Annotated in this window: 17 protein-coding genes; 11 read left to right on the top strand and 6 right to left on the bottom strand. The window is 55.7% G+C overall.

What is annotated here, in order from left to right; translation table 11 throughout:
- The first annotated feature begins 419 nt into the window (after nt 1–419).
- Together OSO_RS0127225 and OSO_RS0127230 are read left to right on the top strand one after the other, a co-directional pair.
- Nucleotides 420–2,612 carry an alkyl/aryl-sulfatase gene (locus tag OSO_RS0127225; protein WP_010586168.1) on the top strand — a complete coding sequence of 731 codons (2,193 nt, stop codon included), beginning with the start codon at nt 420–422 and terminating at the stop codon, nt 2,610–2,612.
- The gene (locus OSO_RS0127230) at nt 2,609–3,304 is read left to right on the top strand and encodes a hypothetical protein (protein WP_010586169.1); all 696 of its coding nucleotides are present in this window, start codon (nt 2,609–2,611) and stop codon (nt 3,302–3,304) included. Before OSO_RS0127225 ends, OSO_RS0127230 begins: the two co-directional genes overlap by 4 nt.
- Nucleotides 3,305–3,764: 460 nt before the next feature.
- Here the strand turns inward: OSO_RS0127230 and OSO_RS52335 are convergent, their stop codons facing one another.
- Nucleotides 3,765–3,890: a hypothetical protein gene (locus OSO_RS52335; protein WP_261340396.1), complete on the bottom strand. Its 126-nt coding sequence runs from the start codon at nt 3,888–3,890 to the stop codon at nt 3,765–3,767.
- Between the two features lie 409 nt (nt 3,891–4,299).
- Here OSO_RS52335 and OSO_RS45350 point away from each other — a divergent pair, with 409 nt between their 5' ends.
- Nucleotides 4,300–4,815 (top strand): hypothetical protein, encoded by a 516-nt coding sequence (locus OSO_RS45350; RefSeq protein ID WP_010586171.1) that lies wholly within the window; start codon nt 4,300–4,302, stop codon nt 4,813–4,815.
- Nucleotides 4,816–5,010: 195 nt separating this feature from the next.
- Here the strand turns inward: OSO_RS45350 and OSO_RS0127245 are convergent, their stop codons facing one another.
- From OSO_RS0127245 to OSO_RS48655, 4 genes are all read right to left on the bottom strand, one after another.
- Complete coding sequence (locus OSO_RS0127245) at nt 5,011–6,423, bottom strand: sulfatase family protein (RefSeq protein WP_010586172.1); 1,413 nt, start codon at nt 6,421–6,423, stop codon at nt 5,011–5,013.
- A 236-nt stretch (nt 6,424–6,659) separates the two neighbouring features.
- Nucleotides 6,660–8,120, bottom strand: coding sequence for a sulfatase family protein (locus OSO_RS0127250; protein WP_010586173.1), 1,461 nt, complete (start codon nt 8,118–8,120; stop codon nt 6,660–6,662).
- Between the two features lie 89 nt (nt 8,121–8,209).
- Nucleotides 8,210–9,211 carry a DUF1559 domain-containing protein gene (locus OSO_RS0127255; RefSeq protein ID WP_010586174.1) on the bottom strand — a complete coding sequence of 334 codons (1,002 nt, stop codon included), beginning with the start codon at nt 9,209–9,211 and terminating at the stop codon, nt 8,210–8,212.
- A 78-nt stretch (nt 9,212–9,289) separates the two neighbouring features.
- Complete coding sequence (locus tag OSO_RS48655; RefSeq protein WP_157605473.1) at nt 9,290–9,691, bottom strand: carboxypeptidase regulatory-like domain-containing protein; 402 nt, start codon at nt 9,689–9,691, stop codon at nt 9,290–9,292.
- A 487-nt stretch (nt 9,692–10,178) separates the two neighbouring features.
- Between OSO_RS48655 and OSO_RS0127270 the strand changes: the two genes are divergently transcribed.
- The 4 genes from OSO_RS0127270 (at nt 10,179) to OSO_RS0127285 (ending at nt 18,236) form a co-directional block, all read left to right on the top strand.
- The gene (locus tag OSO_RS0127270) at nt 10,179–11,093 is read left to right on the top strand and encodes a GntR family transcriptional regulator (RefSeq protein WP_010586176.1); all 915 of its coding nucleotides are present in this window, start codon (nt 10,179–10,181) and stop codon (nt 11,091–11,093) included.
- Nucleotide 11,094: 1 nt separating this feature from the next.
- Nucleotides 11,095–14,520 carry a DUF1553 domain-containing protein gene (locus OSO_RS0127275; RefSeq protein WP_010586177.1) on the top strand — a complete coding sequence of 1,142 codons (3,426 nt, stop codon included), beginning with the start codon at nt 11,095–11,097 and terminating at the stop codon, nt 14,518–14,520.
- A gap of 54 nt (nt 14,521–14,574) precedes the next feature.
- Nucleotides 14,575–16,032 carry a DUF1501 domain-containing protein gene (locus OSO_RS0127280; protein WP_010586178.1) on the top strand — a complete coding sequence of 486 codons (1,458 nt, stop codon included), beginning with the start codon at nt 14,575–14,577 and terminating at the stop codon, nt 16,030–16,032.
- 149 nt (nt 16,033–16,181) lie between these two features.
- Nucleotides 16,182–18,236 carry a prolyl oligopeptidase family serine peptidase gene (locus OSO_RS0127285; RefSeq protein ID WP_157605474.1) on the top strand — a complete coding sequence of 685 codons (2,055 nt, stop codon included), beginning with the start codon at nt 16,182–16,184 and terminating at the stop codon, nt 18,234–18,236.
- Between the two features lie 63 nt (nt 18,237–18,299).
- On the opposite strand, the gene OSO_RS0127290 is transcribed toward OSO_RS0127285, so the two are convergent.
- Nucleotides 18,300–19,727 (bottom strand): heparan-alpha-glucosaminide N-acetyltransferase domain-containing protein, encoded by a 1,428-nt coding sequence (locus tag OSO_RS0127290; RefSeq protein WP_029247540.1) that lies wholly within the window; start codon nt 19,725–19,727, stop codon nt 18,300–18,302.
- A gap of 544 nt (nt 19,728–20,271) precedes the next feature.
- Between OSO_RS0127290 and OSO_RS0127300 the strand changes: the two genes are divergently transcribed.
- The 4 genes from OSO_RS0127300 to OSO_RS0127325 all read left to right on the top strand — a co-directional run bounded on the left by OSO_RS0127300 (nt 20,272) and on the right by OSO_RS0127325 (nt 24,033).
- Nucleotides 20,272–21,513 carry a DUF1349 domain-containing protein gene (locus OSO_RS0127300; RefSeq protein ID WP_157605475.1) on the top strand — a complete coding sequence of 414 codons (1,242 nt, stop codon included), beginning with the start codon at nt 20,272–20,274 and terminating at the stop codon, nt 21,511–21,513.
- Between the two features lie 512 nt (nt 21,514–22,025).
- A complete protein-coding gene (locus OSO_RS0127310) occupies nt 22,026–22,571 on the top strand; it encodes a hypothetical protein (protein ID WP_010586182.1) in 546 nt (181 codons plus the stop codon).
- A 288-nt stretch (nt 22,572–22,859) separates the two neighbouring features.
- Entirely contained in the window at nt 22,860–23,192 is a 333-nt protein-coding gene (locus tag OSO_RS0127320) for a hypothetical protein (RefSeq protein ID WP_010586183.1), read from the top strand.
- 205 nt (nt 23,193–23,397) lie between these two features.
- Entirely contained in the window at nt 23,398–24,033 is a 636-nt protein-coding gene (locus OSO_RS0127325; RefSeq protein ID WP_029247543.1) for an HAD family hydrolase, read from the top strand.
- The last annotated feature ends 39 nt before the right edge of the window (nt 24,034–24,072 follow it).

Here is a 24,072-nt window from a genome sequence, read left to right on the forward strand (position 1 = left end):
GCAACTCAGCAACCGTGCCGCCAAAATAAACACCCATTGAGTCGTGAATATTACTTGACTGATCGACTAAGTCAAGGATAATTTGATGACAGCGAACCGTCGGCGGGAAGTTCTACTTGGAACAAACTTCGTCAGGCGTCGTTAAATCGAAGGTGGTGCCGATTGTAGCGAACTTCCCTGAAAAGACGGCAATACACCACCTAAATGCAGGGTGACGGGGCGGCGAAACCGGACGCAAACACGTTGTATCTGGTGAAAAGCGGACCTTGCCCGAAATTCCCAACTTGTTTCATTCAAGAAGCAGGTTTTCCACCCGATACCCGCTTCGCTGCGACGATAAGAATTTATATCACCTATTTTATAGTTGTTTAATTTATAGGCCGTCGCTCAGACTAGCGACTCTCCGGATTGGCACTGAAATGATCGTTCAACGTCACGCCGCCTGGCTGTTTCTGCTTATCGGGATTGCAGTGGGGCGAGTCACACTCGGCCCCACCGAACATCGCGACACAGGTGCGGAAGACAGGCTCACATCCCCCGCCATCACCTTCCCGACATCGCCAATTTCCGCTTGCGAACCACCGACGCACCAACTCTTCAAAAGCCCTAAGGTGGATCACACGGTACTACAAACCGTTACTGCAGCAACCTCGATCGCTCGCGCCCGAGGCCCCAAGGGCGCGACCGCCGCCACGCGACAGGCTCAACAGAAGCTTGCCGAACGACTCGACTTCTCAGACAAGCAGGACTTCGAGGATGCACGACGCGGTTTCATCGCACCGCTGCCCAACGACGGCATCGTACACGATGGACAAGGCCGAATCATCTGGAACCTGAACGAGCGATCCATTGCATCGCCCGAACAATCGTCGCCCGATACTGTGAATCCGAGCCTTTGGCGGCAGGCTCAACTCCTTGGAATCGGTGGCCTGTTCAAAGTCAGCGAACGTATTTTCCAGGTGCGTGGGCTCGATCTCGCGAACATCACATTCATTGAAGGCGAGACAGGCCTGATCGTGATCGACCCGCTGCTGAGCAGCGAAACGGCAAAAGCGGCACTCGATTTGTACTACGCACATCGGCCACACCTGCCGGTGATCAGCGTCATCATCACGCACTGTCACCCGGACCATTTTGGCGGACTCTCGGGCGTCGTCTCTGACGAAGAACTCGCCGCGGGCAAAGTAAGCATCATCGCACCAAAATTTTTCCTGGATGAGGTCATCAGTGAGAACGTCCTGGCAGGAAATGCCATGCAACGTCGAGCCGGATACATGTACGGCAGCCTGCTGCCGAAAGGGCCGCAAGGTGACGTCGGTAACGGATTGGGACTGGGAACGTCCGCAGGCACGACCACCTTGATCAAACCAACGGACAGCATTAGTCACACGGGTGAATTGCGGGTGATTGACGGTTTGACGTTCGAATTTCAGCTCACCCCGGGTAGTGAGGCTCCCGCCGAGATGCACCTCTATATCCACGAGCTGAAAGGTCTGTGCCCAGCGGAGAATGCGACGCATACGATGCACAACCTCTACACACTTCGGGGTGCCAAGATTCGTGATGCGCGAGCCTGGGCCAGCTATCTGCAGCAGACGATCGACCTTTTCGGCCATCGCACCGATGTCCTGTTTGCACCGCACCATTGGCCGGTCTGGGACCAGGAGCAAATCGTCAACCACCTCAGCAGCCAGCGTGATTTGTACAAGTTCATTCACGACCAGACATTGCGCCTGGCAAACAGCGGGCACAATATGCTCGAATGCGCCGAGCAAATCCAACTGCCCCCCGAGATCGAACGGCACTGGGCGAATCGCGGCTACTACGGCAGCCTCAATCACAACGTCAAGGCGGTATGGAATTTTTATCTCGGCTGGTTTGATGGCCACCCCGCGCGATTGCATCCCCTTCCACCGAAAGAAGCCGGCGCCAATTATCTCGATTACATGGGGGGCATCGATCAGGTCGTGGCGAAGGCCCGCGAGTCGTTCAACCGTGGAGAGTATCGCTGGGTCGCTCAGGTCCTCGACCATGCCGTCTCCGCCGAACCGGAACATCTTCCGGCACGCGAACTCCTTGCAGATGCTCTCGAACAGCTGGGTTATCAGGCAGAAAGCGGCCCGTGGCGGAACTTCTATCTGACAGGAGCCCAGGAGTTACGCGAAGGAATTCGCGTTCCGGAAACAACGACGACCGCGTCGACGCAATCGATCGCTGCCTTACCACTGGAGGCGATCTTTGATTCGCTCGCAGTACGACTTGATAGCGGTCTTGCCGCAGATTCGAATTTGGCGATCAACTTCAAGTTCACTGATACTGACGAACAGTATCTGCTCACACTTCAACACGGTGTCCTCAATCACTTCGCGGGTCGACAGCATCCCAGTGCCGATTGCACGGTACGCGTCACTCGTCCCGCGTTCGACGAAATTCTCGACGGCCGCAGCAGCTTTGCTCGGCAAGTCTTCAGCGGCGAGGCCCGGATCAACGGAAAGCCCCGCAAGCTGATGGAGTTCTTCCAACCCATTGAACAGTTTGAACCCTGGTTTGATGTTATGCGACCTCACATCGTCGTCAACTCGGCCGAACTGGCCCAGCAGGAAGCATTATGACGAACACATCTGCGAGAATTGAGACCACCGGCCGTCAGCCCCAATCGGGTTATCGGGGCTTCGCCACTTGCCTCGCCATTGTGTTCTTCACCGGGCGTTTGATCGCGTGCGATTTCTGCCTGCGACTTCCGCGAGTCCCGTTTGAGTTCGATCACCCTGCCGCAATCGAGGTGGCAATGGCAACGCAGACGGCAGGCGAGCAGGGGGAACTCGACCTGAATCCATTGATCAGGATGGATCAGACACGCGAAGTCGCTTTAGCCGAAGTTTCGGCGCAAAACCTGGTGGCGCAGTGGATCAAATCCCGACCGGCACAACCGCACCCCGCACTACGATGCACCCTTGAGCTGGTTTTCATTGATGTCGACGACACCTGCTGGCTCGATATCCGTTCCGGAGAAATTCTACCGAGCGACCCTCGAAACGGTCCCGCGGACATCCGCTTAATGACGACAAAGGTGGGATTCTGCCAACTCAGGGAAATCGGCCTGGCGAAGTGCGAGCAGTTGCAGTGGGCGGCCGTCGACTTCAAACACACGTCCAGCATCATCGCGATCAACCACCTCTTCTCGATTCACACGACTCCGAATCCGACGAACTTCGTGTTTCGAGATGATCACGCACGGCGAAGGGGAGTGGCTGAGCCGAACGAAAAGCGTCATCAGCCCGATCTCAAACTCGGCGCATTGTAATCCCATGATCTACGAGGGCTCAGGCCTCGCTTCAATTCGACAGTGACAAGTCTTGCTCCGCGCAAAAACGTGAGCCCGGTTCACGTCCAAGACAACAGCGACCGTGTGGCGCAAGCGACGGCACATACGATCATTTTGACGTCACGAGCGGCAGTGACTTACTGATTGCGAAACGGAATTGAAGGTCAAACCCTGCAATGTCCGATTGGTATACCGTGTGCTTGCGAATACGAGCGCATCAGGTGTTGGAGTTGACAGCCTAAATGGTCCAGGCATAAACCATCGCGACCGTCACAGGAGTGCTGTTTTGAATCGGCTGATTTCATTGGTGATGCTCGTCGTATTCGCTGTGCAGCACTTGATGTGCTGCTGCACCGGAACCGAGCCGCACGCATGTCATCAGAAACATTTCGCGACAGAACCCGTATGTGACGCAATACCAAGTGACGACAAGGCCGATTTACACTCGTGCGGTCACAAGCACGCCGCACTGCCTCAACACCAGAGCCACGAACACCACGGCCCAGAGCAAGAGGACTGTCCTTGCGATCATTCGCATCAGCACCACTTTTGTATTGGCTCGCATGTCTTCTTCGTTTCGGCACCGCGTGCCGAAGTCTCGCAGCCGGTCGCGGTCTTTGATTTCGCACTCGACTCATTCGCAGGTCTCATCCGGAATGCGATGATCGAATTGTCGACAGGATGTCGCCACGGCGTTGACGCATGTCCGCCGCTCTCGTCATGTCCACAACGATCGGCGATTTGCGTCTATCGAATTTAGACACTTCGTCCCTCGCCCTGCTGTAGGCCGATCACGATATCGGCCCGTGGTGCAGATCCATTTTACGCCCAATCCCCGCAACACGCGGCGCGAGGGCACTTGATCATCTGGAGTTCTGGCGCCTCGTCGTGACGTCGCGTTGTTCGTCTTCATCCTGTGATGAGACCCCGCGTCACTGCGCCTCGACTCGACCTGAAGAAACCGAGGAAGAACGATGTATTTTCGAGCCGTTCAGACATTGGATGCCCTGTTACTTGCGTCGATTTATACTCTGGCCTTGGCGGCATACATGTTCGGTTCGCCCCCCGCAAACGGAGGCGAACTCGGTCACGCCCAAGTGGGACCACACAAGGGGACGCTGATTGAGCTGGGCGAGGAAGAATATCACGCCGAGTTCGTGCTCGACGAAAAAACGCACACCGTATCGATCTACCTGCTGGATGGTGCCGCCAAGAATTACGTTCCGATCCCCGCAAGGGAGATCACGGTGACCCTGAAGCATGACGGCAAAACAGAGGCATTCAAACTCAAAGCCAAGGCACAAAAGACGGATCCGCCCGGCCTATCGTCGATGTACACACGGAAGGACGAAGAGCTTGTCCACGACCTTCATCGCAAAGGAAGCGATCCTCGGTTGATGCTCAAGATCGATGACAAACCGTACCTGGCAAAGATCCAGCTCTCCCATCAAGGCCACGATCACAAGCACGAACCGAAATCCACAAAATAGGCCAACGGAATCCGATGCGAATCGGTACTGGCCCACCCGGCGGATGAAGTCTGTCCAGACTTGCCGCTGGGTGGGGTACCTGCCGGTCCTGCGCCCCTTGTTCAAGGGACGCAGGATGACGGGCGATTCGTGAATTCGGCAGTTGCAATCGCCTTATGCTGCGAGATCGGCCCACATGATCCTGCACGCGAGCATTCAGCGTTTCGGGACACTGCTTGCCGCCCACGATTCGTGCGCCTGAAGAAGTTTGCAAACGAGATCAGGATGCTGTTCCGCCAGGTTACGACGCTCGGTGGGGTCCTCGGAAAGATTGGCGAGAAACAATTTCTTGTCATCGGCACTCAACTCACCACCGGAGCTGTCCTTCACATTGCCGATCAACTTCCAATCGCCGTCCCGCACGGCCCATTGTTCACCCAGGTCCGACAGGTGCCAATGGACAAGGCCATGCGGAGTCGCCGCATCGGCGGAATTGAGAATTGGCACCAGGTTAACGCCATCGATGTCAGGTTCGACGAGCGGCACAGCGGCGAGCGCCGCCAGTGTCGGCAACCAATCACAACCATGAGCCAATTGCGAACGGGCTTCGCCTTGCGGCAATCGTCCTGGCCACGAAATGATCGCGGGAACCCGGATTCCTCCTTCGAACAGACTGAACTTGGCACCGCGGTAGATTCCCGCGCTGCCGCCGCCAAGATGCGCTCGCTCTTCGGTCGAATGACCGTGGTCCGATTGAAACACGACAATTGTTTTTTCTCGCAGTCCCAATTCGTCAACCCGCTTCAGCAAGCCGCCGATTCTCTCGTCGATCGACGATACGAATGCCGCATACAGGTTTCGCGGGTAGGGCAGATCTTTGTATCGCTCGAGCCACCGCGGATCACCTTGATACGGATAGTGCGGACCATTCAAGGCGAAATAGACAAAGAAGGGCCGCTCGCGATTCGTCCCGATAAATTGCGACGCTTCCTCCACCATCAGATCCGGAAAGAAACGCCCCGGTCGCTGCACCTCGCGCCCATCCTTGTGCAGATCGTGTCGGTTCGGCCCCTGCCAGTAGAAAAAGTGTGAGAAGTTGTCGATGCAACCTCCCATATGCCCAAAGGACGTCTGAAACCCTTGAGCCAAGGGCATGGTATCTTCACTATAGCCCAGGTGCCATTTGCCAATGTGTGCCGTTGCGTAACCGGCCGCCTTGAAGGTTTCCGCCATCGTGACTTGTGTTGTGGGCATTCCCGCAACACCCGCTGTCGAGCTGACGTTACCGGGAACACCGCCCCGCACCGGATAGCGACCCGTCAGCAGTCCGGCACGGGATGGCGAACAAACCGGTGCCGCCGCGTAGAACTGCGTCAGCCGTACGCCCCGCGCGGCCAAACCGTCGATGTGCGGGGTTTCCAGATCTTTCGCACCAAAACAATTGGCGTCGATCGTCCCCTGATCGTCGGTCAGAATCACGATGACATTCGGCTTTCCCGTCGCTTGGTCGGCAGCACTCGCCAATCCGCTGGCAGTGAAGCAAAAGAGGGCAAGAAAGAGGTGCCAGATCACGCGCATCAAACATTCACCTTTCAATGAAATTGAATTGTTTCCAACCGGCAACTTCATTTGATTTCCTCGTTGCCAAGCTCCCGCCAGGTAATGCCTCTCGCGATTCGATTTTCGGTCGAGCAGGAAAGTGGTCTCGGACCGACGTACGCATTCCTAATTTGTACGAAGCGTTGCCAATCGAGGGGAGCTTGGCAACGAGAAAAACCTACTGGAAATGAGGAGAGTGAGGCAAGGTGGGTACGTCCAGACCAGAACAGCCCTTCGATGAAGTCTGATTCATGAACTTACGTCACTCATTCATCGGGCAGCAATCCCGCCAGCGATAGAGCATCGCCCGTCTGCTGCTGGGCCTTTCGCAACGCCTTGGCGAGTCGCGTGATTTGGACACGATACTGAGGATCGCCAGCCAGATCTTTCAGCTCATACGGATCGTCTGCAACGTGGTAAAGCCTGAGCGTTTTCGCATTCGGATAGACAATCAGTTTGTAGCCATCCGCTTCAATCATTCGCTGCAGCCCCAAGTATGCACCATAAATCGCCTCGTACGACGACGACGTCTGTCGCTTTTCCAGAAGCGGAACCAGACTATGAAATTCGACATGCGCTGGCTTTTCGACACCCGCCAATTCCAACGCGGTCGGCATGACATCTTGCAAATAGATCGGTGCGTCAATCCGCTCGCCCGCAGCGGCTTTGGGCCCCACTGCGACGAAGGGCACTCGAACGCTGTGTTCGTATAAGTTTTGTTTGCCGACCAATCCATGTCTCCCCACCGCCAGACCATGGTCAGCCGTGAAGAAGATCCACGTGTTTTGTTCTTTACCCGACGCCTTCAGCGCATCCAGGATACGTCCGATCTGACGATCAAGGTGCGAGACGATGGCATAGTATTCGGCACGATGAACGCGGATTGCCCGTTCCGTTCGTGGAAACGGTGCGAGCTTTTCATCACGCAATGTTGGTTCGCACCCGATCAGATCCTTAAACGGATATTCGGGCAGGAAATTGACTGGCAGCGAGATCTTTTCCGGCGGATACATCTCGACAAATTCACGCGGAGATTGCCGCGGGTCATGCGGGGCATTAAACGCGACATACATGAAGAATGGTGCCGGCTCGTCGGCGGCCTGGCGGAGAAAATCGACAGCATCGTCGGCGACGATTTCACTCCAATGCCGCCCACCCTCCCAGAATCCGCCAAAGCGAGGGTCGGACGGCGACCAGGGATCAACTCGATCTGCCAGCGGACGGTTGTACCCATCGGGATGCTCTTTCGGCATGCCGCCGCGAACATGACGAACCACATCAAAACTTTTCTCGGGTGACGCCTTCACATGCCACTTGCCGGTCAGGTATGTGCGATAGCCCGCCCCCTTGAGATAACTGGGCCACCATCGCCCCGCTTCGCGTTCCTGCTCTGCTGTGTCATAAATCTTCTGTGCCCGCCAGACAGACCGGCCACTGAGCAGCATTGAGCGACTCGCGACGCAAACTGCCGGTGACCAACTGCCCATGTTGTAGCAATGAGTAAATGTGGTGCCGGAGTGAACCAGGCGATCAAAATTCGGCGTCTGAATCTCTGAATTTCCCATGGCCCGAATTGTGTCGACCGCTTGATCGTCGGTGAACACAAACAAGACATTCGGCTTGCCACCCGCGGTATCCGGTTTGACGTTCGTCACAACAGGTTCATTCGCACACACCAATTCCGCCGCAGAGAACACCACGAAACTCATCAGTATGCGGATTCGCATCGCAACAGCTTTCCATAAGAATCGAATTGAATCGCAAGTAGAGCATCGGCCAAATCGTCTCTCGGCCCGACCGTACAATCAACCGCAGATTAAAATTCACCCACAACTTGTCCATCGTTCCTGCCGCAAAGCAACTGATAGACCCCTAATGCACTGGTCGGTTGCGTTTCGTCATCGATCGAGGTCGTGTTGATGGACTCGTTGATAAACCGGACTGATCCATCGGCCAGCAGAAATTGAGCCCCACCGATATGCTTGCTGGAAAATGCATTTCGCAAGACAACGGCACTGGCAATGCTGGGTGGGTTCATCCGATTCGATCCGTTGCGGGTAATACATTCGGGGCAATCACTCGTCGGAATCGCTGCCTGAACACGTCCGAACCAACTGGGATCCCAGTAAAAGGTATTCGCGGTGTCGCCATTCCCCCAGAACACCGTTTCGCCAACCGCAATCGTATTCGAAGTCCCATCGGTAATGTCGCGAATTCCAATCTTGGCATCTTCGACAAACACGCCGTTCCTTCGCGCGTCCGAACTGTTGTAGTAGGCGCTCAATGAGTACGAACCACTGTTGCCCACATAGTTCGTCGCGAGGATTCCTGGAGTCTTGATTGCACCGACGACGCAGTAATTGATCGGAGGAACCGAGGGACAAACAGCAATCTGCAGCTTGCTGGCAATTGGAATCTGATTCGCGGCGGTGACCAGCGACGTATTGAAATCGAGCTGCCCGTAAAGGGAAGCCTGATCAATAAAAGGCAGAATGAACGATGTCCACGCCCATCCGTTTGCCCTCTGGGCCCGATTGCCACGTGCCGTCAGTTGTCCGGTTTCGAAGATCATTGAGGGGGGAAATTGGTTGTGGGCGTCGTGATAGTTATGTAGTGCCAATCCGATCTGCTTCAAATTGTTCTTGCATTGCGTCCGTCGAGCCGCCTCGCGCGCCTGTTGCACTGCAGGTAAGAGTAGGGCAATGAGCACCGCGATGATCGCGATCACGACCAGCAGCTCGATCAAGGTAAAGCCCCGCCGACGGGGCAACGACCGTACTGGCGAAAGGAAAAGCGGGATGCCATTCGAAATGCTCATTCTGAAAACCTTTTAAAACGTTTCGTTTGTCAATGAGAATCAGGGATCGTCGAAAGCCAACGGACGAATGAGCGCAAATCAGCCCGTATACGGCTTCTCGGCCTTGATGGGGCCGTCCCCCTTCAAGTCGAAATCAAAGGTGTTGCGGCCCGATTCAACCGTGCGGAAGAGATCGGACTTCACGTTGTAAGCGGCAGGCACCACTTCGGGGGTCGTCTTCTCGGGACTAATCGCATCGGCAGTGCTGATCGTGACCCGGTTCTTGCCGATCCATGCCCCCTTGGAGCTGCCAGAGAAAACCAGCTGATACCGGCCATCATTGTCAGTCTTACCGAATGCAGGCGCTCCCTTGCCCTCCTGCGGCGTAAAGATCAGAAACGCCTTGGGAAGCGGCTTGCCATCAAGCAACACCTGGCCGGAAACCGAGGCGAGATTCGCGTTTCCTCCACACCCGCAAAGAAGCACGGACAACACAATCATTGACGCAGTCATTGTTCGAAAACGGCATTTGACAAACATGTCGTCCCATTGAAATTGAGGAATCTTGAAACCCAAACGGCGAAGAGAGACGCAGGCGTCACCTCAGCGGTGGCAGGAATAAGTGCCTTTGAGTTGGAATGAATCAAGCGCGGCAAATGACGAGTGCCACACCAGACGCAGCCGCCACACCACAAAGATCACCATTTTTGTCGTGATTTAATTTATCGAATGATGGTTGTCAATATTCAAAATATTCTGGAGTACTGATTTCCAAATAAAGCACGATAAAAACGCGTTTTTATTTGCAACTCTACACAAGAAGCAGACGATCCGGCAGCACAGGGAACTTCAGTCAGCTCATCAATCGCGAGCGGATTGGCCACGCATCACAATCCCCGTCGAAGCGATCCACGCGTCATTCTCATCAACGACAATTAATTTGTTTTTGTTGACAAAATATTTGATTTCGGCAACGAGAACAAATACGATGCCGCTCATGTTGATCGCAACTTACATCAAAGATGACTTGGCGGCGCGGCTGAAGTCCGGGCATGGATTGCCGGCTCCACTGACCATTGATTCGCTGGCCGCCCACTACGACGTCAGTTTCACGCCGGTGCGAACCGCCCTGGCAGAACTGATCGAAGAAGGGCTACTCGAGAAGGGGCCGAACCGTCGGCTCGTCGTTCGGCAGCCCCAAGGCTCTTCTCCTGAAGAGTTGCACGCGATTCGCCCGCCAACACCGCCCTCGCGACCTCGAGATCCGTTCGAAGTCGTCGCCAACGATCTGGTACAGCTGAGTCTGCAGGGAAGGGCGGTCTACCTGCGAGAAGAAGTGACGGCTGAAAAGTATGAAATCAGCCGATCCGCCATTCGAAACATCCTGCATCGTCTGGCCGGCGAAGGAATGCTCGATCACATCCCTCGACGAGGGTGGCGGCTGCGACCGTTTCGCCAGAATGACCTGCAAGCATTCGTCGAAGTGCGTGAGGTGCTCGAGCTCAAGGCTTTAGAGCTGGCTCGCCCAAAGCTTGTCAACGACGAACTTCAGCGAATGCTGGATGCGAACCCATTTCCCGCATCACCCGATGCGGCCCCCCAAATTGACGAGTCACTCCATCAGTACCTGATCAACACGGCTGGCAATACCTATATCCGAGATTTCTTCGCACGTCAGGGGCGGTACTTTCGTCTGATGTTCCAGTGGGAAGACCACGCATATGACATCGCCGTTGAGACCATCCGCCAACACCGTGAGATTCTGACAGCACTTATCGAGGGGCGCTGGACGGCGGCCCGCAAAGCACTGTCCTATCACATCCTCCATAACCACCCCATCCTCAGCCGGGTTGCCGCAATCAAAGCGACACGTCCGGCCGAGATCGATCAGGAAACGGCCTGAAATGCGTCAACCGACAACTGCCTGCCGCCCAGTGGGGACCGGATTGCGATCCGTTTCACTCTCGACTCTGAAGCTCTGCCTGCCTGTCGTGATGACGTGCATCGCATACGGAGCGGACGAACCCGTTGACTACTTGAAGAAGATTAAGCCGATCCTGTCGGCGCGCTGTGTTTCGTGCCATGGGGTCCTGAAGCAAGAAGGTGGCTTGAGGCTCGACACCGCCGCACAGGCCATCAAGGGTGGCGATTCTGGTGCGGCGATCACTCCCGGTGAGCCGTCGACCAGCCTGCTCCTGACGCGCGTCTCGGCACCACACGAATCAGAACGAATGCCACCCGAAGGTGAGCCACTAAAGCCGGAACAAATCGCCGCCATTCGAAATTGGGTCTCACAACAGGCCCCCCATGCCGCGGATGAACAACCGGAACGCGATCCACACGACCACTGGTCGTTTAAGGCCGTCGTACGCCCAGCAGTTCCGCGGCTTGAGCATCCATCGGAAGAACAAACACGATGGCTGATGAACCCGATCGATGCGTTGATCTCTGTCGAACACCGCCAGCGCGGGATCGCTCCGCAGGTCGAGGCGAGCCGGAGCGTCTGGCTGCGGCGCGTATCGCTCGACTTGATCGGGCTACCGCCCTCCACCGCGGAACTGGACGCGTTCAATGCGGACCAATCTCCAGATGCCTATGACAAGGTCGTGACACGCCTACTCGACAGTCCCCAGTATGGTGAACGATGGGGACGACACTGGATGGATATCTGGCGTTATAGCGACTGGTGGGGACTGGGTGCCGAAGTTCGCAACTCGCAGAAACATATCTGGCACTGGCGTGACTGGATCATCGAGTCTTTGAACGCAGATAAACCTTATGACCAGATGCTGCGTGAAATGCTGGCCGCCGACGAACTGTATCCGAACGACTTCGATCGGCTGCGCGCCACGGGATATCTCGCACGGCAGTACTTCATCTTCAATCGCACCACCTGGATGGACGAGACCGTCGAACACACATCGAAATCGATGCTCGGGCTGACGCTCAACTGTGCGAAATGCCACGATCACAAGTACGACCCGCTCTCACACGTCGATTACTACAGTCTGCGTGCGATCTTCGAACCGTACCAGATTCGCACGGAAATGGTTCCGGGCCAGATGGACTACGAGAAAGACGGAATCCCGCGTGCGTTCGATGCCCACCTGGACGAGCCGACCTATCTACACATCCGTGGCAACGACCTCAACCCCGATAAAAGTCGCGTGATCCCCCCCGCCGTTCCTGCAATCCTGGTGTCAGACCGATTGAAACTCACGATTGAACCCATTTCGCTTCCGGCAGAAGCTCCCTTTCCCGGCCTGCGAGACTTCGTCGTTCAGGCACATCGAAATGCCGCCCATCAGCAGATTGCGACCGCTCGTTCCGCGGTCGAAACGGCCGAGCAGAGCCTTCGCGAGTCTGAATTTGCAGCGAGTGCGGAACGGGACGCGAGCATCGCCGACGCGCTGAGGCCTTCTAACGCGTCAACGCCCGCACTCTTGCACGACAACTTTTCCACGCCACGCCCCGACCTTTGGGAGCAGTTCGCGGGCAATTGGGCCTACGAAAATGGTCGGCTTGTCCAGACGCAAACCGGTCCAGCCCGTGCCGCATTGCGATTGAAGCAACTGCCGCCGACCGATTTTGAAGCAAAGCTGAAGTATATCCCGGGTGCGGGTGGAACCTGGAAGTCGGTTGGAATCTCGTGCGATGTCACGGATGCCGGAAACGAACTACTCGCCTATGTCAGCGCCGTGACGGGGCAACCGAAATCGCAGATTGCTTTCAAGCAAGGCCGCGAATACGTCTATCCTCCGAACGCATTCCAGTCGTGCAAAGTGGAACTCCATCAACCACACGACGTCGTGTTGCGCGTCCGAGGCACGCTGCTGAACATGTCTTTCGATGGACAACATTCAATTGCATTTCGCTTGCCCTCAAACCTGTCCCGTCAGTCGGGTCATATGGAATTGATCGCATTCGACGCGGCAGCGGAGTTCCTTTCATTTGAACTCTACCCACTGCCGCCAGAAACAAAACTTATTGAGGATGCCGACTACGCAAAATCAACAGCGACCACCGTACTGATGCCGGTCGACCAGGCGCAGCTTGCCTTGTCCATTGCGAAGAAAGCACATGTCACGGCCCAGATGCAACTCGCATCAATCGAAGCGCGTGCCACTGCAGACCAGGCCGTCTATGGTCATCGCCAACCCAGCGGCGTGACATCGAGCAACGATTCGATCTCTGACTCGCATACCACAATGACTCTGGTCCTCGCCGCGAGCAAATCCGAGCTTTCCCTCGCGGCTTCACGGGCGGATGAAGCGTTCTGTCGCGCGGAGCTGGCACGACTGCAGGCCCCCGCCGACAAGAAGGAGGAAGCCGAGAAGAAGCTCACGGCCGCCAAATCGACTCTCGAAGCCGCGGTCAAAGCGATGGAAACGCCAAAAGAGACGCACACGCCGCTACCAGGCGCAAAGAAGACTCAAGAAGATTACCAGAACCGAAACGCCGACAAACCCTTTCCGGCGTCCAGCAGTGGACGTCGAGCAGCGTTCGCCAAATGGCTGACCGACCCGCGCAATCCGCTTCCCGCGCGTGTTGCAGTCAATCACATCTGGACACGACATATGGGCAAGCCCCTGGTTGCCACCGTGTTTGATTTTGGTCGCAATGGCGCGCCGCCCACACATCCCGCACTGCTTGATTGGCTCGCCAGTGAACTTGTTGAGCAGAACTGGAGCATGAAACATCTCCATCGGTTAATCGTGTTGTCAGAGACATATCGGCTCTCGTCGTCCAGTGCCAACGCCAGCGACGCGACGCTCGCCGCCGATTCCGACAACCGCTTCTATTGGCGCATGAATCCCGTACGGATGGAGTCGCAGGTCGTGCGTGACAGCCTGCTCTTCCTCGCCGGAGAACTGGACTTGTCGATGGGTGGTCCGTCGATTGCGATCAACGATGAAACCTCACGACGACGCAGTCTATATTTTGTCCATTCGCACAATGACCACCAGAAGTTTCTCTCCACATTTGACGACGCCAGCGTCCTGGACTGTTACCGGCGCGCGGAAAGCATCGTGCCGCAGCAAGCTCTCGCTCTTGAAAACAGCTCATTCGTCACGAGGATGGCCGGGAAGATTTCTCAGCGGCTGGCGAACGCACAGCCTGATGCTTCTGACGGCGATTTCATTCGTTCGGCCTACTTAAGCGTTCTGTCCGTCGAACCCACTTCTGAGGAACAGGCAACAATGTCCGAGATCCTCAGTCGCTTGACGGAACTCGCACGTGCGAAGAAACGCCCAAATCCCGAGTCGCTCGCTCGCACAACTGTCGTGCAGACTCTGATTAACCTCAACGACTTCATCACGATTCGATGAAGCGCCTTCCGACAATCATCCGCTGATCAACCAACCTCACGTTTGGATCGCACTATGATCACCCCTCACTCGCACTTTCCCCTCGGCCGCTCCCGACGTACGTTCCTGGCGGATCTCGGTCAGGGATTTACCGGACTGGCGCTTGGTGCCATGCTTGCGCGAGACGGAATTGTACGCGCGAACGACGCACCTCTCTGGCAACCTCCGACGGGTCAACCGCACTTCACGCCGAAAGCCAAAAGTGTCGTCTGGCTGTTCATGAACGGCGGGATGTCGCACCTGGAATCGTTTGACCCCAAGCCCGAAGTCACCAAATATGCCGACAAGTCGATCAGCGAGACTCCGTACGCCGACACGCAAAATCCTGAACGATTGAAACGGCGTGAAGTCGCATTCAATGTCGAACTGCGGCAGAAGCTGTATCCCTTGCAAGTCGGATTTCGCAAATACGGACAGTCTGGCATCGAGCTGAGCGACTGGGTGCCGCACATGGGTAGCTGCATCGACGACATTGCGGTCGTTCGCTCGATGTGGACGACAGACGACAACCATGGCGCCCAAACGCAGTTTCATTCCGGCCGCCATATGCTCGATGGCGAATTCCCCACGCTGGGAGCTTGGGTACATTACGGCCTGGGCTCGATCAACGACGACCTTCCTCAATTCATCTCAATGGGAAACCGCGAGTACTGGAATGCGAAAGACGGCCATTATCTGGGCCCGGCGCACGATGCCGTTCCGATCCGCGTCGACCCCGGAAACCCGCTCGACTATGCCAAGCCGGCAAGCGGACTGGATGTTGATGAACAGCAACTGAGCTTCGAGCTCGCCGGACGACTCAATCGTTTGAAGGGCGTCGAGTATCCAAACGATCCCGCACTCACTGCGCGGATCAAAGCGTATGAACTCGCCTTTCGAATGCAGACCTCCATCCCAGAGGTTCTCAAGTTCGATACGGAAACGCAGGCCACACAAGAGCTGTATGGCCTCAACGAGCCCGATACGCGCGACTTCGGCTCGCAGATGCTGGCAACACGAAGGCTGATTGAGCGCGGTGTGCGCTTCATCCAGGTTCAACATGGGGCGGGAGGAGCAGGCGCCTGGGACGCTCATGGCAACTTGAAGGCCATGCATACCCAAACGTTCAAGCAGGTCGATAAGCCCGTCGCCGGATTGCTCAAGGATCTAAAACAGCGCGGGTTGCTCGATTCCACGATCGTGATCTTCGCGACGGAATTCGGCAGAACCCCCGCCTCGCAGGGTGCCGATGGCCGCGATCACCATCCGTATGGTTTCTCGGTCTGGATGGCAGGCGGAGGAATTAAGGGCGGAATTGTTCATGGTGCGACGGATGAAATTGGTTTCCATGCTGTCGAACATCGCCACTATGTCACCGACATTCATGCCACGATTCTGAAGCAGATGGGTCTCGATTCACGCGAGCTCGAAATCCCCGGTCGGAAGCGGCTCGACATCGATCACGGCAATCCGATCAACGAAATCATTGCCTGAACGAATTCATCCAATTGGGCCGCCAGCGATCCTTCGCGGAGCGGGGCGTGCGCCGGACACCGCCGTTCTCGTCTCTGGTGATTCAATCCGAGCCTGGCCGCAAATCGTGCCACGCGTCGCCAGCATTCGATCGCATTTTGGACAAACCAATGCCAAGTCAGACTTCGACGTCATTCCGCACAGCACTGGTCGCTCTGGTCTTGTGCATGATCATCACCACGACGATTCCTTTGCCAAAGGCGAACGGCGCCGACAACGCTCCAACCGTCGCTGGCCCTCTCACAGAAATCGAGCGGAAGGCGTTCCTGGCCGAGCTTGAACCCCTGCAGGCGCGTCTGGCCGAGTTGCGCCGCGTACCGGCCATGAGCCTTGACCGCTGGGCGGATGCGCAACTGTTCGTCAAGGCTGTCACCTGGGCCCTTGATTTCGGTCCGATCAATGACGCCAAGCACCGACAGCTTGTGCAGAACGGACTTCGCCGGTCGAAGGAACGCGTTGACGCTCTCGCTGGCGGACAACATCCCTGGTGTGAGAAACTCGGCCGCAGCGTCCGCGGTTATGTCTCCTCCATTGACGACTCGGTCCAGCCGTATGGCCTGATTCTTCCTGCGGGCTACGATCGCACAAAACCGTTGCGGCTGGACGTCGTCCTGCACGGCAGCACCAACGCGACCGGAGTCGGCGAACTGATGTTTGTCACCAACTTTGACGGTGGTGACACCGGAATTGCGGGAGCTCCTGAGCAGAACTTTATTGAGCTCCATCCCATGGGACGGCTCGGCGAAAACGCCTATCGATACGAGGGTGAAACCGATGTCGACGAAGCGATCGAAGCGGTGTGCCGAGACTATGCGATCGATCGATCGCGGATTGTTCTACGAGGGTCGTCACTTGGCGGAGTCGGCACCTGGCAACTTGGCCTGAAGCGTCCTGATCGATATGTGGCGCTTGGGCCCAGCGCGGGTCCCGTGGACACCATCGAATTTGCCAATTCCCCCTGGAAGCATTTCGTGCGTCTCGATCCGCTGACACCATGGCAGAAGACGACGCTGCATCTCGTGGACGCAATCGACTACACCGCGAACGCGGGGATGGTCCCCGTGGTGGCGGCGATGGGAGACCAGGATCCGTATTACTCATCCCACACACTGATTGAACAGGCGTTTGCCAAAGAAGGCATTCCGTTCGTGGGCCTTGTCGATCGCGGCGCGGGACACGGGCTGACTCCGAAGATCATGGAGGAACAACTTCGCCTGATCGGAGAGTACGCGGCCAAGGGGCGCGATCCTTTTCCAAAGCAACTTCGCTTCGTCACATGGTCACTAAAATTCAGCCGTTGTCACTGGATTGAACTGCTGGGCCTTGAGCAACACTACCAACGAGCCGAAATCACCGCCCGCATGAATGACGACGGCTCCATTAGCGTGGCAGAACCGCAAAACATTACAAAGTTCGCCATCCACCCTCCCGCCGTCACGGCGGCGGCCGCGACGATCACCGTTGGTGACGTCAAAATTAGTCTCCCCGCGAATCCCGCAGGCACCATTCGCTCGTTGGTAATCGCAAAACATCAGGGAACATGGCGATACCAAGGGGTGCTCGGCGAGACACCGATGATCGGCAAACGACCGCAGCTTCAAGGCCCCCTCGACGACGCATTCTCACGGAAGTTTTTGTGCGTTCGTGGAACGGGAACGCCTTGGAACCCGGCAGCCAGTGCCTGGGCCGAGGCGCAGCTCAAACGCTTCACGTCCGAATGGCGGCGTCACGATCACGGAGATCTTCCCATCAAAGCCGATACCGAGGTCACGGAAGAGGACGTGCGGAGTTCTAATCTGATCCTTTTCGGCGATCCAGGCAGCAATCCCTGGATCAGCAAGGTTCTACCGCACCTGCCGATTCGTTGGACTCATGACACGCTCGAGCTTGGCAATCAGATTCATTCTGCAAGCGACCATGGCGTTCAACTCATCCACCCGAATCCATTACCTGGCGCTGTCGACCGCTACGTCGTCCTGAATAGTGGGCACACTTATCACGATTCCGAATTACGTTTCAGCTATATGGTCTTTCCCCGCCTGGGTGACTGGGCCATCTTGAAACTCGGCGACAATCCGACGAATGCTCCCGCCTCACAGGTTTCCGAATTGGTGCTTGATTCCGGCTTTTTCGATGAAGACTGGATCATTTCGGAACGCCCATGAATCGCCTCGATTCAATTAAAAAATCATCGGCGGGACGACGAAGGAACGACCGCGCCGTTCCGATCAGATTCGAAGATAGATCTTGGATTTTTCCAAACTGCGAACACAAAGGTACACGGCCAATCCGTAGACCGTCAGCCCGATCAGGCAGTACCAAAGCGGCGAATCATTCGGAACCAACGGATGCAACTGGAAACCGATCAATTCGTGAATGACGTACGCCGCCAATGGGTTCATCCCAAATGTTCGGAACACACTGCATTCCCAATGCCAGACCTGACAGACAACAAGGAAAACGGCGTAAAGGGCCGCCGAGAATCCCGTCGCAAACAGGATGAATGAAAGCGTCGGAAGTCGCTTACTCATCATCCAGTAATTATCGAGTCGCTCGGTCGCTGGAGGTGGCGCAACGAACGGCGGCTCGGTCAGCAGGGACGAGATATGGCGGCGGCCGAGGCTGTCCCAGTTCGGCAACATTGGCGAGAGTGCAACGTTCGGCAACACAGGATCAGAGGGGACATCAAACTCTACGTCGTACAGACGGCTTCCGCACGAAAGGACGTACGCAAACAGCATCAAGCCGCAACCATAAGTCAGAATCCGTCGAGCGACCCGCCCAGCGGATTCCCCCTGCATCATCAGGTCCGCCACCAACGTTCCGGCGAGCATTGCGACCGCCCAGCATAAAGGCCCGAAGAAGCCTCCGTCCCAACTGGATTCATCTCCCGTTTTCCAGAGCCTGACCATCCAATTGTCGGGATTACCCAAGACGAACCCCCAATTGAACCAGGCCGTCAACGTCATGTGCCCCAGGCCGCATAGAACGGCCGCGACCACACGTGTCCTGGCCCCCGCGGCAATGACTGGCAGGATGAGTAGCTGTGTCGCACCGATGATGGCAAATGTGTTCCACATCTCCGACTTCAAGAGGCGAGCGAGATACACACGCCATTGCGCAGCGAAAGTGGAGGAAAAATCCGTAGCAATCGCTGTGTCGCTGTCGTCGATCGGATTCGCTTGAAGGTCGATCTCCTCGCGAGGTTCAGCCTTCTTACGCTCCTCTGCTTCCCGGCGCGCGGCGTCCAAAGACGCAAACGTGACGTCCCACGTCGTCGGCATTTTGTAAAACTGCTGCCAGCCTCCGGGAAATCCGCCACCCGCGCCGAAAAATAGGATCGCGATCAGGATCAACGACACGCTCCGACGCAGAAATCGCAAATAGGTCGGCCCTGTTCCGTCCGTGTACAACCTGCGCAGGAATGTCAATCGATACGAATATCCCACGGCGAAGTGAAAGCCGGGCATAATCGAATCCGCATAACTGAAATAATTATTATTGTGTTTGAATATGGAATGGACGACCGCGAAACTTCCGATGAAATTGACGAGAATCATTCCCGCAACGGTATATCCGCGGAATTGATCGAGCGAGACCAGTCGCTCTGTACCGGCAATCGTTCGCGGCGGCTCTGCAGTCGAAGTCACATTCATAGTCAAGGTTTGTCCTTTGCTCTTTTCGCCCCGCGAAGTCCACGAATGAGTGACACCAGAGTCCGATCGCGTATCAACGCGCGCCCTTCGATCATCGGACGGATTTTCGAAGTCATTGCGCAGTAACATTCGTTTGACAACATCGCCAGAGCCGGCCAGATCAGTGAGGAGTTGCACTATTCAATCAACTCTTCCAGGCCGCCGCCACCGCTTGAATCCATTTTCGTCCGTCAATCAACCGGCACAACATTGCCGGAATGAACAGTTCTGCCTCCATACAGACAGGTTGAAATGTGAGCCGAAATGACCAGACCAATTGCGCAACGCCGTGACTGAAATGGAGACAAAGGCCGAGCGAAACGAGATCGATCTGTTTTCATCGTTGCCAAGGTCAATTCCCATTGGCTTCGGTTACTCGAGATTCATTTTCGATCGTGTCGCCTCGTGGTGTTATTGTTCGGCGGGTAAACTACCCCCGTTGATTTACGGTGAATATCAGGCCTACGCTCAATTCAGCAAATTCGCAATCGAGGAATTGATTCGCATGCATATTCCGAACAGTCCTGTCCGTACTCGCATTCGAATTGGCAGCCAGTGCTGGGCATTGGCCGCATTGATCGTATTCTTTTCTGTCTCTGGTTCTTTCGCGGCTGATGTCCCCCAGACCAAAGCGATCAACAATTCCAAAGCGTTTCCGAACATCCCTGAACGGATCAGCTTTGATTATCTCAGCGAAGTGAAATCCTATTCGGTCAGCTCGTCACATCTTCCATTCACTCTGTCCGTCGTGACACTTCCGCCCAGCGATGCGAACACCACGCATGTGACCATCTCTATAACATTTCGATTGGAGGGGTTCGACGTGACGTCCGTGCGTTTGAAAGCGACAACCGCGCAAGGTCAATCGATCGAGCCGGCAAAGTTTTCGGTGGTCACAGTCGTGGGGAAGGGCGATCAATGGCCGACATCGACATTCGACGCCGAGTTCGCGACGAAGCCGGGAAGCCTTTCGCGGCTGATTGTCCAGCACCGCAGTCGGGAAAATAATTCGGCGGAAAACCCCAAGGTCGAAAATCACTCGGTGAAATCGCTGGAACTGGTGACCAGTCAGAAAGAAGATGATCAGTACACGCCATGGGGAAATGTGTCGGATCTTGATGGAGACTGCGAGTTCGATATCAAAGACAAAACGCTGACGATGGCTGTCCCTCCCGGCTGCCACGATCTCGCTCCCGGACAACCGCTGAACGCCCCATTCGTACTGAATCAAATCTCGGGCGATTTTACGGCTCAAGTAAAAATCGTCGGCAAGTTCGTGCCCGGGAAATTGCCGCAGAAGCAACCGGTTGCGTACAACGGGGCAGGCATCCTGATCTGGGAAAACGACGATCACTATCTGCGAATCGAGCGAAACGCCTACTGGTCGCGAGGCGACGGGCTGTTACGCTGTGACGCCCCGCTCATGGAATATTGGAAAGATCGCCGCTATCAGGGTCACAATCTCGCAGACGATAAGGTGATTGCCGACTTCATCCGCGGTCAAACCCTTTGGCTCAGGCTCACTCGAACATCAAAAGAAATGACCGTTTCAATCAGCCATGAGGGAACCGAGTGGGACGTCGTCAAATCCTTCGAAACCGATCTCCCCAACGAACTTTTCCTCGGCCTCGCAGGTCTCAACACTTCTAACGACTTGTTCCTTGTCACCTTCGAACAGTTCACCCTCGTCGCCGATCGCCTGATCGCCCCTGCACACCTGACTCCGGACAAATCCGCGAAGAACTAGCAACGCGAAGGCTGCGGACTCCCAATCTGACGAGCCTCAAGTCTGAATCATTCCAAAGGGATTTGCGAATGCTTCAACTCAGGCCGATTCATGTCATCGTGATGAACAACGAGTGGCAAGTCGCTTATCTGTCGGATCACCACGCGCCTGATTCGTGAGCCTCCTCGCTGTCCAGCAAACGACCGGTTGGCACTAAAATGAAACGCTTCTGATCGGCAGTGAGCGCGGCGTCTGTCAGAATCGTCATCCAGCATCCGCACACGCGTCTCGGATTCTCAAAGTATTGCCGCATTGAATCAGGCAGTATTTGCACATTCCGATGCTCAGTCGGCAGTTTGTCGAGGCACGTAGGAGATTGTGGAGCCGAAGTTGCACGTTCAACGTCTCTTCGCAGCGTCATGCGGACTCAGAGACCTGGATCGAATTCGAAATGCTGCGTGCGGGATGATCTCAATGCGTTCAATACCGTAAGCGGATTTCCTCTCTGATCCGTTCAACAGAAATTCATGTTTATGCTCACGCTCAAGTCGATCGCGATCGCCACATTGTTTGTCACCGCGACAAATCAGATGACCCTGGCTCAAGGCCCCAGCCGTATCAAAGTGCTGGGTGAGGCAATGCAAGGGCACGAACTAGTTATCTATCAGCGTCATGGACAAGAAAAAGCTCAGATTCTTTACTACCACAGCCAAGCGACGGAGCCGATCTCGGCGGCAGATGCGAAAGAACTGGTCACTGCGATCCGGAAGGATCTGAAGGCGGCCGACTTTGCACTCGCCAAAATCAAAACGCATCATGATCAAGATACCGAGGTCCAGAAGCAGATCGTATTGATCGAGAAACATCTTGCCAAAACACACGAAGAGTGCAATTTGTGTGAACATGCATGTTCGAAGGACGCCCCCGACCGAATCGTGATTGGCGATTGCTGCAGCCGCATTTGGCACGAAGTTGAGGCGGCTCAATACGAAACAAAAAAACTGTTGCGAATGTTCAAAATCGTTAGACTCGAACCACCAAAGCGAGTCGAATCCAAAGCACAGGCTGCCGCGCGATAATGTGTCAAATCAGCCGGCGCCAGGCCTCGCTTGGAAGTGGCGATCAGTCCATCAATCAGCGTCACGTGACGCTGCAACGATAATGCGAGAGTTCCTGTACCGCACAGTGCGCGTACCGAGTCTCACGTTTGACGGGTTCGATCGCGTGCCGAACACAAGAGTCTTGGTCGCAGACGCGATCCAGCAGCACGGACACAATGCCTTGTCAGCTCGCAAGTACTGACCGAGGACGAACGCAAGTTGCGTTCGTCTGATGGTCCGAGCAATTTCGCCTGGAAAGGCAATCCCATGAATAACTCGAAACCGACGCCTCCGATCACGAAAATGGACGAAAAAAAAGGCGCCGCTCCGATCGGCTGCAAGCCTGAAGCCTATTCGAATACACACGATGGCAACGTCGTCAGTATTCACGGAAACAAGCTCGTGACGACTTGTCACGAAGGAAAAGAACACTCTTACACCGTCGCGGCGGATGCCAAAGTCACGTGTGACGGCACGGCATGTAAGGCCGAAGACCTGAAGGCGGGCGAGAAGGTTCGACTCACCACCAAACCCAACGATAAACACACCTGCACAAAAGTCGAAGCGCTCAAGAAGCATGTCGAGTTTGCGAAAGTCTGACAAACCGCGTCACTCGACACCCATGGACAGTTTAAACGCGACGTGCCCGCACGCCGCGTTTCTTCTTTTGGCGGTGTGACGCATTCTTATTCGACGTTTCGTTCCCAAAATGAGTCGGCCAATTTACGATTTCATCTCAACCTTTTGCACAGCCGCATCGTCGGATGGTGCCAATGATTCACAGACGCACGGCGGACGCGACGGCATGAAATCGATCATCTTCGACTGTGATGGAACCCTGGTCGACAGCGAACGGCTATCGACCGAAATCCTGGTCACATACGTCGCGGAACATGGGCTGAAGATCTCGCTCGCTGAAGCGCTCACCATCTGCCGTGGTGCCAAGATGGATATCTGCGTGAAGCAACTTGAGCGACGACTCGGTGCCACACTTCCCCCGACATTCGTCCCAGAATACCGCTCGAGAATGACGGCGGCGTTCCAACGGCAACTCAAACCCATTGATGGCGCACTGGAACTCGTCCGCTCTTTGAGCCACAAATACTGCGTTGCATCGAACGGCCCGCGTGAAAAGACTGAGTTGAGCCTGTCACTGACGGGTCTTCTCCCTTTCTTTCACTCGGCCATTTTCAGCAGTTATGAAGTTGGTGCATGGAAGCCAGACCCACGTCTGTTCCTGCATGCCGCCGAATCAATGGGTGTGAATCCTGCTACGTGCATGGTTGTTGAGGATAGTCTTCCGGGAATCGAAGCGGGAATTGCGGCCGGGATGGAAGTCATCGCGTTTCAGCCCCATGACGTCGACGACCGAATTCCTGACAACGTCACAGTCATTCGTCATCTTTCCGAGCTCAATGCGCATCTGAGCGCATCGGTTTGACAGCCTCCTGAAATCACGGGGACTGCCTCCGCCAATGTT

It is taken from the genome of Schlesneria paludicola DSM 18645, assembly GCF_000255655.1.
GTDB lineage: Bacteria > Planctomycetota > Planctomycetia > Planctomycetales > Planctomycetaceae > Schlesneria > Schlesneria paludicola.

Excerpts from the sequence above, each read along its gene's own strand:
- OSO_RS0127225 (WP_010586168.1), top strand. The coding sequence starts at position 420 with ATGATCGTTCAACGTCACGCCGCCTGGCTGTTTCTGCTTATCGGGATT.
- OSO_RS0127230 (WP_010586169.1), top strand. The coding sequence starts at position 2,609 with ATGACGAACACATCTGCGAGAATTGAGACCACCGGCCGTCAGCCCCAA.
- OSO_RS52335 (WP_261340396.1), bottom strand. The coding sequence starts at position 3,890 with ATGCGAGCCAATACAAAAGTGGTGCTGATGCGAATGATCGCAAGGACA.
- OSO_RS45350 (WP_010586171.1), top strand. The coding sequence starts at position 4,300 with ATGTATTTTCGAGCCGTTCAGACATTGGATGCCCTGTTACTTGCGTCG.
- OSO_RS0127245 (WP_010586172.1), bottom strand. The coding sequence starts at position 6,423 with ATGAAGTTGCCGGTTGGAAACAATTCAATTTCATTGAAAGGTGAATGT.
- OSO_RS0127250 (WP_010586173.1), bottom strand. The coding sequence starts at position 8,120 with ATGCGAATCCGCATACTGATGAGTTTCGTGGTGTTCTCTGCGGCGGAA.
- OSO_RS0127255 (WP_010586174.1), bottom strand. The coding sequence starts at position 9,211 with ATGAGCATTTCGAATGGCATCCCGCTTTTCCTTTCGCCAGTACGGTCG.
- OSO_RS48655 (WP_157605473.1), bottom strand. The coding sequence starts at position 9,691 with ATGATTGTGTTGTCCGTGCTTCTTTGCGGGTGTGGAGGAAACGCGAAT.
- OSO_RS0127270 (WP_010586176.1), top strand. The coding sequence starts at position 10,179 with ATGCCGCTCATGTTGATCGCAACTTACATCAAAGATGACTTGGCGGCG.
- OSO_RS0127275 (WP_010586177.1), top strand. The coding sequence starts at position 11,095 with ATGCGTCAACCGACAACTGCCTGCCGCCCAGTGGGGACCGGATTGCGA.
- OSO_RS0127280 (WP_010586178.1), top strand. The coding sequence starts at position 14,575 with ATGATCACCCCTCACTCGCACTTTCCCCTCGGCCGCTCCCGACGTACG.
- OSO_RS0127285 (WP_157605474.1), top strand. The coding sequence starts at position 16,182 with ATGCCAAGTCAGACTTCGACGTCATTCCGCACAGCACTGGTCGCTCTG.
- OSO_RS0127290 (WP_029247540.1), bottom strand. The coding sequence starts at position 19,727 with ATGAATGTGACTTCGACTGCAGAGCCGCCGCGAACGATTGCCGGTACA.
- OSO_RS0127300 (WP_157605475.1), top strand. The coding sequence starts at position 20,272 with ATGCATATTCCGAACAGTCCTGTCCGTACTCGCATTCGAATTGGCAGC.
- OSO_RS0127310 (WP_010586182.1), top strand. The coding sequence starts at position 22,026 with ATGCTCACGCTCAAGTCGATCGCGATCGCCACATTGTTTGTCACCGCG.
- OSO_RS0127320 (WP_010586183.1), top strand. The coding sequence starts at position 22,860 with ATGAATAACTCGAAACCGACGCCTCCGATCACGAAAATGGACGAAAAA.
- OSO_RS0127325 (WP_029247543.1), top strand. The coding sequence starts at position 23,398 with ATGAAATCGATCATCTTCGACTGTGATGGAACCCTGGTCGACAGCGAA.